Source organism: Neiella marina (genome assembly GCF_002165625.1).
GTDB lineage: Bacteria > Pseudomonadota > Gammaproteobacteria > Enterobacterales > Neiellaceae > Neiella > Neiella marina.
Window position 1 is genome coordinate 57,489 of record NZ_NGNS01000010.1, and the last position, 14,541, is coordinate 72,029.

The window sequence follows — 14,541 nt, forward strand, 5'->3', positions numbered from 1 at the left end:
CCTCGGGTTAATGATTTTTAGTGAGGGGTACGGATGCTCTGTGAACAAGCGGAGTTAGTATAAGGAGGAAGAACGTCCTATTTCTTCACTAATCGTTGGGAGCATTCCGTGCCCATCAGCATGCTACTTTTGGGGAGAGAATAACGTTTTGATCTTGCGCAATTTATTTATTCATCTGTTGTTGCTACTACCCTATCTTGGTGATTAGCTAGAACAGATTAGATTTTCAGTAGGCTGTAATCTTGTAGCTGCGGTATTTGGCGGTGAGCTTCAAGCTCTAGTTTGTGCAGTTGCTCTGCTTGCTCACACACTAGATCGCCACGCTGTTCAATGGATTCAGCAGACGCTTCTACTTTTTGTTCGATGGCTTCACCCATTTTCTCCATCCGCTTACCGAATGCTTCCATGCGTTCTTCGAACGAACCGTCGCTGGAGCTGAATGCTTCTCCTAACATACTAAATACAGAGCCTAAGCCTTGTTCAACGGAGTTTTCTACCACCCGGCTAATTCCTTGTTCCAGTTCTTCATCAAACTCACCGTTATTGTGAGCCGCCAAGTGATATGTTTGTTCCTCCTTTGAGAAGTACTTCTCCTGTGTCTCTTTGAGTTGTTCGATGGATTCTTCCAACTCACGCTGACCATCATCATTGATGTTCAAACCTTTGATTACTTCTTGTACTGCGATCATCGCGACTTCAACAGCATCCACCGCTAGGTCAACGACTTGTGGTACGAACTCTCGAATACCTTGCTGATAGGCCTGATAAGCATCTTGCTGTTCGGAGCTCAACTCCAACGCTGAACCGTCGACGTACAAGCGATCAGCCGTCATCACAACCGGTGATTTTTCGTCGACCAGTAACTCAATTTTGGTCGGGGTCAAATCCACGCCCATGGTCATATCGACAGAGCATTCATCGTTATGGGCCATGACCGATGTGGAAAGTAGAGCGGCGGTGGCGAATAGGGCGTTACGCATTGTCATCATCCTTATTAGCGAAATGTGTTGGTTAGTGCTTGATTTAGTTAAACCACAATCAAACAATGTGCCAAAGTTTATTTTATTGTTTTTGTTAGAAAATATTATTTATTTTGTGATCGAGGCGTGAACAATAACGCGTTACTTAGTCAATTTAACCAATGGTTTGGTGAAAATTATCAGGCGTTGCTCCGAGTCGAGCAACGCCAAAAGCTAGCGCTAGCTGGCCATTTCCTTTTCCAATGCAGCGGCTAACGCTGGACGTCGGCTATTGCGTTTGCGATACGCTGCGAGCTTAGCTGGTAGCTGCTGTTCAAATTTCACCGCCCAATTGAGGGTGTGAGTGAGGAGGATATCCGCCACGGTGAAGTTGTCGAATAGGGTATCTGTATCAGGTAACAGGCACTCAAGTTCGTTGCAAATTTTGTCAAACTCCCAAGCGGCCGTTTCGAGCATTTGTGGCACACGCTGAGGCTCTGGCAGGGCAAATCGGTGCTTACCCATGGTCCACAGTGGCTGCTCTAATTCGCTGGTGACTAATTGCACCCAACGATGATGCTGTGCTTTATCTTCAATACTTTGGGGAAGCAGTTGCGTTGGACCATAACGCTCGGCAAGGTAAAGGCAGATTGCCGCCGATTCGGTCATGACAAGGTCGTCATCAAGCAATGTTGGTATTTTACCGCATGGGTTGAGTGCCAGATATTCTGCACTGCGGTGTTCGCCGCTGGCGAAATCGACTTTGTGATATTGCCAGTCTAGCCTCAGCTCTTCTAGCGTCCAACTCACTCGCAGCGATCGGCTGCGAGGAATACCATGTAGCGTAATCATCATTGATTCCTTAAGTTTGGTGATTTAAGTGCCAAATTGTTGTCATAGATCTTGAGGTTAGTGACTCAAATTGAAATACTGCCGCGTTAATCAAGACTCTTCAGGATGAAGCCCATGCGCTTAGCCGACCAGATTATCATAGCTGACGATCACCCATTGTTTCGTCAAGCCTTGATGCTAACTCTCAATGCTGTCCCAGCGCTTCAGGGAGTAGAGTGGCTTGAAGCAGACACAGTGGATGTTCTCGATAAGCTTCTGGAGACTGCCGCCGACGCCGATTTGCTGGTGCTCGATTTGCAGATCCCCGGTGCCCACGGCTTTTCCACTTTAGTTCATGTTCGCTCGCATTTCCCTGATTTGCCTGTGGTTGTGGTGTCAGCTCATGAAGAAGACGAGAATATTCGTCGTGCGATGCAGGCCGGAGCTTGCGGTTTTATTCCCAAGTCGATTGACCCAGATGAACTTCGAGATGCCATGGTGGCGGTGCTTGAAGGACAGGTTTGGGTGCCGGACCCAAAGATCCTGGAGCAATCTGGCGATGATGACATTGTGGCTCGATTAGCGTCGTTAACGCCGCAACAGCATCGGATTCTGATGATGTTTGCCGACGGCATGCTGAATAAGCAAATCGCCATTGATTTGAGTGTTTCTGAGGCGACGGTGAAAGCGCATGCCACCGCCATTTTCAAAAAGCTCAATGTCCGCAACCGAACTCAAGCCGTGATTGCCGTCAGTCAGCTGGATTTAGGCCAGTTCCAAACCAACTAGAAGGTCAGCAGAGAGCAGATAGGCCGCAGTTATTCTCCAGTTCGGACACGCGGTGAATACATCCTTGTACGCTCTACCGCAGCATCCTTGCTGCGGAAGGTCCTCACCGAAGAATAATTACGGCCCATAGACAGTCATGTGGACAGCTCGCTAGCACTGCACTGGACTGAATAGGGGGTGAACTAAGTGAATCTCTGGTTCGAACAACGTTGTCAACTCTCTTCCAACTCAGCCAGTGAACGCTGAATCATTGCTCGCAAGCGAGCTGGCTTAACCATCTTGCGCATAAAGCCGTAGCCTCTCGCTTCAGCATCTTGCTGTAGGCCAACTTTGCTGTCGGCGGTGATAAGAATTCCTGGGATTGGCATGCCACAGATTTGTCTCACCGAGTCCATCAGTTGCAAGCCGGTTTCGCCCTGATCCAGCTGATGGTCAACTAACATAATCGCCACCGGCTCTTCGCAGCTTTCAACCACATCAATCGCCTGAGCGATGCTATAGGCCGTCAACACATTGGCTTTCCAGCTCTCCAGCAGTGCTGCCATGCCGTGCAATACTGCCTCGTCATTGTCGACGCACAGCACGGTTCGGCCTTCGATCATCTCAAAGCCAGGGCGCCTCACTGGAGCCGCCAGTTGCGCCGCAGCTTGGGTCGGGCAAACTCGAGGTACACGGATTGAAAAGGTAGAGCCTTGGTTTGGCTGAGATTGCAGCTCGATGTCATGACCCAAAATTCGGCAAAAGCCCTGTGCAATGTTCAAACCAAGGCCTAGGCCTTGCGCGCTCACCCGCTTTTGTCCCTCAAGGCGAGTAAACGCCTCGAATACCGTTTGGTGCTTATCGGGATCAATGCCCGGACCGGTATCTGTAACTTGAATGAGCATTTCGCCCCGACTGCGACGACAGCCGAGCAACACCTTGCTGCCACTGGCATAACGAAAGGCATTGGTCAGCAAGTTTTGCAGAATACGTCTCAGCAGCTTCAAATCTGAGTGCAGCCACATGCTGTTACTTTGAACCCGAAAATCAATTTCGTACTGGGTCGCCAAAGCAGTGAACTCGCGACTTAAAATATCGAATAGATCCTTCACTGCAAATGAGGTGGTCACAGGTTTAATGCGGCCCGATTCAATTCGGGCGACATCGCCCATGTCATTGAGTAATTCGCTAGCGGTCGCCAATGACTTATTGAGATTGGTGAGCAAATCGCGATGTGAGATGGTCAGGTCGCGTTGTTGTCCCAGCGCTGAACTAAACAGCCGAGCCGCTTCAAGCGGTTGCATTAAATCATGGCTGCAGGTCCGTAAATAATGACTCTTGTTAAAGTTAGCTTGCTCCAGCGCGCTGTTTGCCTCTTGTAACGCGTGAGTCCGCTCGGTTACCCGACTCTCTAGTTCTTCGTTCGCACGCTGCAAGGCATGCTGGGCTTCACGGTAAACGGTGACGTCGGAGAACGTCATAACAAAGCCGCCCGAAGGCATTGGATTGCCGCGAATTAGAATCACTCTATGATCTGGCAGAGTCCGTTCTGAAGTGTGGGAGGTGCCGCGGCGAAGGTGAGCAACACGGTTTTGAACTTGCTCTTCGATCGCGCCCTCACCGCAGAGGCCTCGGGAAATATTGTGACGAATTAAGTTGGCAATGGGGGTACCAACCTCAACCATGTTTTCGGGGTATTGGAACAAATCAAGATAACGTTTATTCCATGCGACCAAGCGCAAATCGCGATCAACCACTGACATCCCTTCACCGGCATTTTCAATGGCCCCTTGCAGCAAGGTTTGACTGAATTCGATCCGTTCCGATGATGTTTGTTCAACCAATTGAGCAATTTCATCAAGGGCAATATCGCGCCCTTCAAGGGCTGAAGACAGCAATAGCTTTGCTGAGCTGGCGCCCATCACACTGCCTAACAATCGCTCGCTATGGGTTAACAGAGTTTGCTGAAATCGTGGTGTGCCGGGTTTAATTTCGTGATTGCGCATGCTGCGCTCAAATTGGCGAAAGGTCGAATCTGCGCGGCGGTCACCAACAAATCGCGCGGCCAGCGCTTTCATCTCATTGACGCTAATTTGGCTGATATTGCGAGGTAACTGGCTTTCTGGATTATGGCGTTCTTGAAACTGGCCGGCCTGAATACGTTCGACCACAGTCGGTCTGGCCCAACTGCTGCCGAACCACAAGCCAAAGACATTGCTACCAAGGCTGAATAAAGTGCCAGCGGTAATTGCTGAAATGCCGTCAATTTCTAACCAAGGGGGTACTGACAGCACGCCAAAGTGCGGGAATACCACCCATAACAACCAATTGGTGGCACCCAATAAAAGGCCAAGCGCAACCCCAATGCGGTTAGCCCAACGCCAGTAAAATGCCGCCAGCAAACCCGGCGCTAACTGAGCAATAGCGGCGAAAGCAATTTCACCAAGGCTACTGAGGGTATCTGGCGGTGCCAGTAAAAATGCTGTGTAGCCAAGGATGATCACTAGCACAATCAGACCGCGGCGAATGAAAAGCACGCGCTGATTAAAGTCATCAAAGGTGCGAGCGCGTTGGTCAAAGCCGCGTTTAAACATTAATGGCAGGAATATTTCGTTGCTGACCATGGTCGCTAAGGCGATGCTGGACACAATCACCATCGAACTGGCTGCCGATAGTGCCCCTAAAAACGCTAGCACCGACAGCCACTCGTAGCCTTGGTGCTGCGGCAGCATTAACACATAGGCATCGGGGTCCACTTGCTGTCCGAGCATCAAGTAACCGGCAATACCTAGTGGAGCGGCGAATAGCGCGAATACCAACAGATAGAGCGGAAACAGCCAGCGCGATGTTTTTGCTTCTTCAGCGCCTCGGCTTTCCACCACCATGACGTGAAACTGACGTGGCAAACACAAGAATGCAGCGGCTACCACAATGGTTGAACCTAGCATCGCTGGCATGCTTGGCCAGCCAATTTGCTGTTCTGACATGCCCGCAGCTGCCGCCGATTGCCATAGCTCGATGGGAGAAGAGAAAAATACAAAACAGACCACTAAACCGACCAGCAAAAAAGCCAGCACTTTGACAATGGATTCAAAGGCGATGGCCAGCATAATACCGGGGTGGCGTTCGGTCATATCGACGGTTCGAATTCCGAACAACATGGTAAAAATCGCCAATACCAGCGCGATCATAAAGCCCAACTCGGCATCGCTGAAGGTGGTTGGACTCATCAATTGCACGCTGTAGACAATGGCTTTAATTTGCAGGGCTAAGTAAGGCATGGTGCCAATCAGTGCCACTAAGGTGACACTTAAAGCCAAGCCTTGCGATTTACCAAAACGAGATGCGATTAAATCGGCGATCGAAGTGAGTTGCAGTTTGTGACTGACCCTCATCATTCGTTGGATTAATGGCCAGGCAAATAGAAACAGAGCGATAGGGCCCAGATAAATCGGCAAATGAGAAAAGCTGGCGGATGAGGCCTGTGCCGAAGTGCCAAGAAAGCTCCAAGATGAGCAGTAAACGCCTAGCGATAATCCATAGATCCAAGGCCGAATGCGAGCGTTTAGCTGGAATCGTTGCTGATCACCAAACCAGGCCAATAAAAACAACAGGCCGATATAGCCAAAACTGATCACAATCAGTTGCCACTGGGTCAGCATAACTTACTCAATCCTAAGCTCTATTTGATTGCTCCAGACCTTGGCATTGAAGCGCTACAGCGTCAAGCCAATTGCACCACATCATTAAGTCGACTCACAGAAGTTTGGTGAGCTTGCTGCGCCATTAGCAATTCAGCACAGGCAATGGCATCGCCCAGCGCCTGATGGCCGGATGATAGAGGTAATTCATAATGTTGCCGGCAATGATGTAAGCGTAGTCGATGCAAAGGCACATTCGGCGCGGTGCGTTCTTGGCGCCGCTTTTCGATTTGTTGAGTGTCAATCACCAACAGCGGTAGCCGAGTTCCAAAGCAGGCGATAAATGCTTGCTGTAAGAAAGCCGTATCCAGTGGTGCATGATGGCACAGCAACATTCGGCCGCAGAGTGCTTGAAGTAAATCGTCCATGGCATCGCAAAGTGGTCGTGCCGATGCCAAATCGGCGTCAGTCAGGTGATGAATCACAGCGCTGTCACCGACGCTACCATCAACTTGAATCAGGTGTTGTTGTGCCGAACCCAACGAGATAGCGAGATTATCCACCGCAACGTGACCTACCGAAACGATTTGGTGGCGTTTCGGATCAAGCCCAGTTAGCTCCAAGTCTAATGCCAGGATATTGCTGAGTGACAGTGGCTGGTCATCAACTTTTGGCAGCGCGTCTAAGTAATCTGAGACACTTGGATTAGGCGCTTTGTGCAGCGCTCTTCGGGCCTTGGCAATTTGCCGCTGAAGACGAAACTGAAACCACATTTAGCCGTGGCCTCCGGCAAATTTCAGCAGCACCGCTTGCTGGGCTTGTTCAATTAGAGCAAAGCACTCTTTCAGTTGATGGCGCTGCAAGTCGGTGAGTTGCTGAGGTTTCAGCAGGGTTTGTTGTTGCTGATTAAGCTTCAAACGCAGCCCCAACAAAAACTGCCAGCACTCAGTTAAGTTGTTGGTATCGGTCGAACTTAATTTACCGTCAGCGTGCGCGGCTTGTAATCTTGCTGCGACCCCGGCGTCGTCGGCAGCAGCGGCTAAACCGTAAACTCGACTGATCTCGACCAAAGGAGCCAAAGCCCGCTTTTTCAATTCGATACCTTTCGAGCCCTTGCCATCCCGCTCCAGAATTAACCGACCAAACAAGCCGATGGGTGGCTTTTGAGCGGTGGCATTGCGCGCCAACGCCGCGAGGAATATTTGATCCTGTTGGCACAACGACCTGAGCTGATTATGGAGCTGTTCGGCGAGTCCATGAGGATCTGTGATGGCCCTAAAATCAAAGAAAATGCTGGCATTGAGCAAGGCTTGCGGGTCACTGCTCTGGAGCCATTGCTTGAATTGTGCCAGCCAATCGATGCGCGACATACGGTAGTCCGCATTGCTCGCCATGATGTTGCCGGGGCAGGTGACAAAGCCGCAGCGATCGAGACTCTCACAGACCCGAGATGCCAGTTGTTGAAAATAACTTTGTTGCTCAGGCGATGGCGGCTCGGCTAACAGTAAGCCGTTATCTTGGTCACTGCTGGCAGACATATCTTGTCGCGCTTGTGAGCCAAAGCACAGCCATGCGTAGGCCTGTGGCGGAGGACCCAACTCGGCTTCGGTCAACACTAATAATCGCCGGCAAGCAATGTCAGCAACCAAAGTAATCAGCTGACTGACTCGGTCGCTACGCATGCCTTGGCGCAACATGGTATCGATCAGAGCGGGCAATTGTTGGCAGCAATGCTCGATGTCTTGCGGGCTACTTTGGCGGGCAATTTCGCCGACCAAATATAGCGGGTTGGCTTGCGCAAGGGCGAGTAGATCGGTGCTCGATATTAAGCCGACAATCTGGTTGCCATCGGTCACTGGTAAGTGATGAATTTGCTGTGCTGACATGGTGAGCAGGGCATCAATGACACTGGCATCTTGCTCAATGGTATGCACCGGGTGGGTCATTACTTGATCAACTAATGCGTCTGCTGGCAGGCCTGCGGCGAGTACCCGACTGCGCAGGTCTCGGTCGGTCAACATGCCAAATAAACGGTCATCACGCATAACAACCAATGCCGACACTCGTTCTTGGGTCATGCGTTTGGCTGCTTGGATAATGCTGGCATCGGGCTTGATGGACACCAGTTGCCGTTTTAGTAAATCGCCAATAGGTGCTTGCAACGATGGTGTCGCTTGCGACTTTTCCAGCGCCAGATAGCGCTTGTCTGACTGCTGAAGAAAATTGGCAACGGCTTGGTATTGCTCAGCTAATTCATCAATGGCTGTTTGATCAAAAGAATATACCAAGGCGTCATGGAGCACTTGCAGTGCACTGTTGGCAGGATGGCCGGGCAACGCAGCTCCAAAGCAACCGCCAGTGTCGATATGATCGACAATTTGCTGCTGTTGTTTGAGTTGCACAGTGCCGCTGCGGAGCCAATGAAGTTGCTGCAGTTGCAACAAGTCACTGGTTTGATTGCGAGCTAGATAACGAATATGAAGGTGGTTGCACAGATCCGTTAGCGCCGCTTCCGGTAGTTCCGAAAACGGCGCAGTTTGGCTTAAGAAAGCGAGCACATCGGGCAGTTGTGCATCATCCATTGTCCATGTCCTCGCTCATTTTAGTTGTTGTCAGAAGCCAACCACCACCTCCTTGTGGCAGATGCTCGGGGGGTTAGTGATCGTGGGCTGTACCTGCACCTTTCGGGAATCGAATTGATTCAACCATTTCTTGTACATCTTCTGGCACTGGTGCTGTTACTTTGCTCACTGCAATGGACACCACAAAGTTCACGATCATACCCAAGGTACCAATGCCTTCTGGCGAGATACCGAACCACCAGTTTTCAGGTACGTTGCCCGCTGGGTTAATGAACTTAAAGTAGATGATGTATGCTGCGGTGAAGGTGATCCCTGACAACATACCGGCAATAGCGCCTTCTTTGTTCATGGTCTTGGAGAAGATGCCAAGAATGATTGCAGGGAAGAAGGAGCTGGCGGCTAAGCCAAAGGCAAATGCCACCACCTGAGCGACGAACCCCGGCGGATTAATACCAAAGTAACCGGCCACACAAATGGCTGCCGCAGCGGCAAGTCGAGCAGCTAGCAGTTCCTGTTTATCAGAGATGTTGGGGGCAAAGTTTCGTTTCAGCAAATCGTGAGAGATTGCTGTTGATATCACCAGTAGCAAGCCTGCTGCGGTGGATAATGCGGCCGCTACACCACCAGCTGCGACAAGGGCAATGACCCAGTTCGGCAGATTGGCAATCTCAGGGTTGGCAAGCACCATGATGTCGCGGTCAATCTTCATCTCATTGCGCTCATCAGCAGCGTAGAACATACGACCGTCGTTGTTCTTGTCTTCCCACTTAATGAGACCTGTTTCTTCCCAGTTCTTCACCCAACTTGGTGCTTCTTCATATTGGGTGCCTTGCATATCGGTGCCGTTGATGGTGTCAATCATATTGACCCGGGCAAACGCTGCGATTGCAGGAGCAGTGGTGTAAAGAATGGCAATGAATACCAATGCCCAACCGGCTGAGATTCTCGCATCACGTACTTTAGGTACGGTGAAGAAGCGAACAATCACGTGTGGTAAACCAGCGGTTCCCACCATCAAGGCGGCGGTAATAAAGAACACGTCGATGGTCGCCTTGGAGCCATCGGTGTAGGCGGCAAAGCCGAGTTCGGTGGACAAGCCGTCCAGTTTATCCATTAAATAAACCCCGGGCTCGCCGACCAGTTCACTGGCTAAACCAATTTGTGGGAATACCGTGCCGGTCATCATGATGGAGATGAAGATGGCAGGTACCAGATAGGCAAAAATGAGTACGCAGTATTGCGCGACCTGAGTATAAGTGATGCCTTTCATACCACCGAGTACGGCATAGAAAAATACGATGGCCATGCCGATGACCACGCCCCACTCGATATCGACTTCCAAGAAGCGGCTAAATACTACGCCAACGCCGCGCATCTGGCCGGCAACGTAGGTGAATGACACGAAAATGGCACAGAATACAGCAACGGTTCGCGCCGCTTGCGAGTAGTAACGATCACCAACAAAATCGGGAACCGTGAACTTGCCGAATTTGCGCAGGTATGGCGCCAGACAGAGCGCCAGCAGTACATAACCGCCAGTCCAGCCCATCAGGTACACGCCGCCGTCGTAACCCATGAACGAAATCAAGCCAGCCATGGAAATGAACGACGCCGCACTCATCCAGTCGGCCGCCGTCGCCATGCCGTTGGCGAGTGGGTGGACGCCACCGCCTGCAACATAGAATTCCTTGGTCGAGCCCGCTCGAGCCCAAATCGCAATGCCGATGTACAAAGCAAATGAAGCACCGACAATCAGAAAGGTAAGTGTTTTGATATCCATGATTATTCCTCCCTGACGCCGAATTTCTGATCGAGTTTATTCATCTGCCAGACGTAGACGAAAATCAGGGCAACAAAGATGTATATCGAGCCTTGCTGAGCAAACCAGAAACCAAGCTTGACACCACCGAGACGAATCACGTTGAGTGGCTCGGCCAACAAAATGCCGAGTCCGAAAGAGGCCACAAACCAGATCACGAGCAGCGTCAACATCAGACGCACATTCGCTTTCCAGTAGTCTTTGGCCAGTTGTTCATTTTCAAAAGCCATGGGTTTTTTCCCTTGTTTGTGTGTTTGAGGACCGTCATTGAGCGTTTGATCTCAACGTCCCAAACACCCCGGAGATCAACTGGCTTTGTCGGCCTGAAAATCAACCTAGAAAGGGTTAACCAATTTAGAAAGTCGACTTTAGTCTAAATAAAAACGTTTTGAGACCAAGCTCTTAGTGCCATGTCACAAAATTATTTTGGTTAGACCAAAGTCCAATGGCTGTTTGATTTTTAGCCATCTAGCTTTTTCTGGCAACGCAACTCATCGCCCGATTATTTTCTCAGTTGAGGATTGATTGGGGCGGCAAATAATAAGACAAACTGGAGAAAACCCTCATGGCTGATAACTCAATTGAGAAGTCGTCAGAAATTTACCACCCAAGTGCAGAAGTCGTCGCTAATGCCAACATCCCTGAGTACGAGCAGTTGTACAAATACTCGTGTGAAAACCGGGAGCAATTCTGGGCCGAACAGGCCGATCATCTTCGTTGGTACAAAAAATGGGACAAGGTCCTCGATGACAGCAACAAGCCATTCTACAAATGGTTTACTGGTGCCAATTTCAACATTGTTCACAACGCCATTGACCGCCACTTAGAAGACGCTACCCGCAACAAGCTGGCCATTATCTGGGAGAGTGAAGCCGGTGCGGTGCGTTCGTTTTCGTATCACGCGCTGAATCGTGAAGTCAGCAAGTTTGCCAACACGCTTAAGAGCATGGGGGTGAAGAAAGGCGAAGTGGTCACCATCTACATGCCGCAAGTTCCAGAGCTGGTCTTTGCCATGTTAGCTTGCGCCAAGATTGGTGCTGTTCACTCGGTGGTTTACGGCGGTTTCTCATACGAAGCGCTGGCGGCCCGTATTGAAGATGCTCACAGCCGGGTGTTGATCACTGCCGATGGCGGTTTCCGTCGTGGCAAGCCCATTGACCTTAAGTCCATTGCCAATGAGGCAATGAAGCGAAGTCCAACCATTGAGGTCTGTATTACCGTTCGCAACAACGGCCTTGATGTTGAAATGGAGTCGGAGCGTGACTTCTGGTACCACGATTTGCAATCACTGCCTGTTGCCAGCAACAAGTGCGATACCGAAGTGCTGGATTCGGAAGATCCGCTGTTTATTTTGTATACCTCAGGCACCACGGGTAAGCCTAAAGGGATGCTCCATACGCATGCCGGTTACGCGGTGTATACCTCAACTACCCACCGTTGTTTATTCGATGTCAAACCGGAAGATCGCTGGTGGTGTGCGGCTGATCCGGGTTGGATCACCGGCCACAGTTACTTGGTGTATTCGCCACTGATTAATGGTGCCACCATTGTCATGTACGAAGGTGCGCCGAACTATCCATACCCTAACCGTTTATGGCAAATGGTTGAAAAATATGGTGTTAACTTGTTCTACACCTCGCCAACAGCAATCCGTGGCCTGATGCGTTTCGGTGAGCGTTGGCCGCAGCGTCATGATCTCAGTAGCTTGCGGATCTTAGGCTCGGTTGGTGAGCCAATTAACCCTGAAGCCTGGAAGTGGTATTACGAGGTCATCGGCGACAGCAAGTGCCCGATTATTGATACCTGGTGGCAAACTGAAACCGGCGGGGTGATGATTGCACCATTGCCAATTACGCCACTGAAACCGGGCTCTTGTACCAAACCATTCTTTGGCAATGAAGTAGCCGTAGTGGATGATGAAGGTAACGAAGTGCCAGCTGGTGAAGAAGGTAAGCTGGTGATTAAAAATCCTTGGCCAGGTATGGCGCGGACCATTTACGGCGATGACGAACGTTATGCGTCGCTTTATTGGGGCGACTACGGCGATAAGGACTACTACAAGGCGGGCGATTCCGCCAAGATCGACGAAGACGGTTATGTCTGGGTGATTGGCCGGATGGACGAAGTCCTGAAAGTGTCCGGTTATCGTTTAGGCACAGCAGAAATCGAGAGCGCGTTGGTGAGCCACCAAGCAGTATCTGAAGCCGCGGCAATCGGTTTACCACATGAAGTGAAAGGTAACGCCATTCACACCTACGCCATCTTGCGTGATGGCTTGATTGGCGACAAAGCGCTTGAGCAAGAGCTTAAAGAGCACGTCGCCAAAGAGCTCGGTAAAATTGCTCAACCGGAAGATGTGCAATTTGTTGAGTCTTTGCCAAAAACACGCAGCGGCAAAATCATGCGACGGGTTCTTAGAGCACGCGCCCTCGGCCAGGATGAGGGTGATTTGAGTACGCTCGAAGAATAAACCGACTTTATCCCCCGACTTTTTTGAACGGCCTAAACAAGGTCGGGGGATCGCTTTACCTAAAAACAGTCGAAAGTGTGCTGATTCAACGGGGAATGTTTCATTCAGCGAACCGGCACAACAGCTGTACGGCTGCATCAGACAGCAATAAGAGGCGAATGAACCATGCGTTCAAACAAACTATTGAAACATACCCTAGCAACCACCATTTTCGCGGCGATGGTGCCATTGACGGCACACGCAGCAGTTGAAATTGGTACCGTTGAAGATGCGATTAAACAAACCAAACTCAGTTTTGGTGGTTACATAAAAGTAGACAGCTTCTGGAGTGATTACAGCGATGGCAAATTAGCGAGTAATAACATCGGTCGCCAGTTCTATGTGCCATCGACTATTCCGGTGTGCAGCGGCGAGTGTGACAGCGGCGATGCCCAATTTGATGCCCACGCTCGTACCACTCGATTCAACTTTGGTAGTACCACCCAATATGGTGATCACACCATCAAAACCTTTTTAGAAATGGATTTTGCCGCGACGCCAAATGGTAATGAGCGAGTGTCTAACAGTTACAGTCCAAGGATGCGTCATGCATTTATCCAGTTCGACAATGTGTTAATCGGTCAGACTTGGAGTACGTTCCAGAACACTGGGGCGTTGGTTGAAAGTATGGATTTTATTGGTGTCTCTGAAGGTACCATCTTTGAGCGCCAAACTCAGATTCGATACACCCTTCCGGTGAGCAAAAGCGGCAGCTGGCAATTTGCCCTAGAAAACCCAGAAACAACCATCACCCCTTATGGTGGCGGCTCAAGGATCTCAGTCGATGATAGCAGCCTGCCTGATGCGGTGGTGCGTTACAATCACAAGGGTGACTGGGGGCACTTAGCCGTCGCAGGCTTGTTTCGTAATCTCGATGACGGTGATGAAACTGAAACGGCTTATGGCGTGAGTGCGTCGGGTAAGGTGATGGTCGGCGATAGAGATGATATTCGCTTTATGGCCAACTATGGCTCAGGTATCGGCCGCTATGTTGGTTTGAATGCCATTAACGGTGCGGTGTATACCGAAGACGGAGAGCTCGAAGCGATTGATACCGTGAGTGGCTTTGTTGGTTACCGTCATTGGTGGAATGAGAAGTGGCGCAGCAATTTGTTTGTCTCGGCGATTAGTGCCGATAACGATACTAAGCTGACAGGCGAAGGAGCCACCAAGCAAATCTTTTCCGGACACCTGAACCTCGTGTATTCGCCAATCCCGCCGCTGAGCTTTGGGGTTGAGTACTTCTATGCCGAACGAGAAATTGAGAATGGTGAGACCGGTGATATGAACCGTCTGATTTTCTCCGCCAAATACGTTTTATAGAGTTAAGTTGGTTCCTAAGCGCCACGGCACAGGTGGCGCAGCCCAATCGATGTAGTTGCGTTTTTCCCGGCTTAGGGCAGCCGGGATTTTTTGTCTATTGTGCCGTGCA

Annotated in this window: 10 protein-coding genes; 3 read left to right on the forward strand and 7 right to left on the reverse strand. The window is 50.4% G+C overall.

The annotated features are described in order from the left end of the window. Nucleotides 1–218: 218 nt before the first annotated feature. Nucleotides 219–980: a DUF2884 family protein gene (locus CBE68_RS09545; protein ID WP_158100561.1), complete on the reverse strand. Its 762-nt coding sequence runs from the start codon at nt 978–980 to the stop codon at nt 219–221. A 219-nt stretch (nt 981–1,199) separates the two neighbouring features. After that, complete coding sequence (locus CBE68_RS09550; RefSeq protein WP_087505920.1) at nt 1,200–1,811, reverse strand: glutathione S-transferase family protein; 612 nt, start codon at nt 1,809–1,811, stop codon at nt 1,200–1,202. Between the two features lie 105 nt (nt 1,812–1,916). On the opposite strand from CBE68_RS09550, the gene CBE68_RS09555 reads away from it, so the two are divergent. After that, nucleotides 1,917–2,579: a response regulator gene (locus CBE68_RS09555; RefSeq protein WP_371870488.1), complete on the forward strand. Its 663-nt coding sequence runs from the start codon at nt 1,917–1,919 to the stop codon at nt 2,577–2,579. 212 nt (nt 2,580–2,791) lie between these two features. Here the strand turns inward: CBE68_RS09555 and CBE68_RS09560 are convergent, their stop codons facing one another. The 5 genes from CBE68_RS09560 to CBE68_RS09580 all read right to left on the reverse strand — a co-directional run bounded on the left by CBE68_RS09560 (nt 2,792) and on the right by CBE68_RS09580 (nt 10,830). Next, on the reverse strand, nt 2,792–6,220 hold the full coding sequence (locus CBE68_RS09560) for a hybrid sensor histidine kinase/response regulator (protein ID WP_087505853.1): 3,429 nt from the start codon (nt 6,218–6,220) through the stop codon (nt 2,792–2,794). Nucleotides 6,221–6,282: 62 nt separating this feature from the next. Then, nucleotides 6,283–6,972 carry a 3'-5' exonuclease gene (locus CBE68_RS09565; protein ID WP_087505854.1) on the reverse strand — a complete coding sequence of 230 codons (690 nt, stop codon included), beginning with the start codon at nt 6,970–6,972 and terminating at the stop codon, nt 6,283–6,285. Then, the gene (locus tag CBE68_RS09570; protein WP_087505855.1) at nt 6,973–8,781 is read right to left on the reverse strand and encodes a DUF294 nucleotidyltransferase-like domain-containing protein; all 1,809 of its coding nucleotides are present in this window, start codon (nt 8,779–8,781) and stop codon (nt 6,973–6,975) included. 73 nt (nt 8,782–8,854) lie between these two features. Further along, a complete protein-coding gene (locus CBE68_RS09575; RefSeq protein ID WP_087505856.1) occupies nt 8,855–10,561 on the reverse strand; it encodes a sodium:solute symporter family protein in 1,707 nt (568 codons plus the stop codon). A 2-nt stretch (nt 10,562–10,563) separates the two neighbouring features. After that, on the reverse strand, nt 10,564–10,830 hold the full coding sequence (locus tag CBE68_RS09580) for a DUF4212 domain-containing protein (protein WP_087505857.1): 267 nt from the start codon (nt 10,828–10,830) through the stop codon (nt 10,564–10,566). Between the two features lie 335 nt (nt 10,831–11,165). On the opposite strand from CBE68_RS09580, the gene acs reads away from it, so the two are divergent. Continuing rightward, complete coding sequence (gene acs / locus CBE68_RS09585; protein ID WP_087505858.1) at nt 11,166–13,070, forward strand: acetate--CoA ligase; 1,905 nt, start codon at nt 11,166–11,168, stop codon at nt 13,068–13,070. A 165-nt stretch (nt 13,071–13,235) separates the two neighbouring features. Then, on the forward strand, nt 13,236–14,432 hold the full coding sequence (locus CBE68_RS09590; protein WP_087505859.1) for a DcaP family trimeric outer membrane transporter: 1,197 nt from the start codon (nt 13,236–13,238) through the stop codon (nt 14,430–14,432). Nucleotides 14,433–14,541 lie beyond the last annotated feature (109 nt).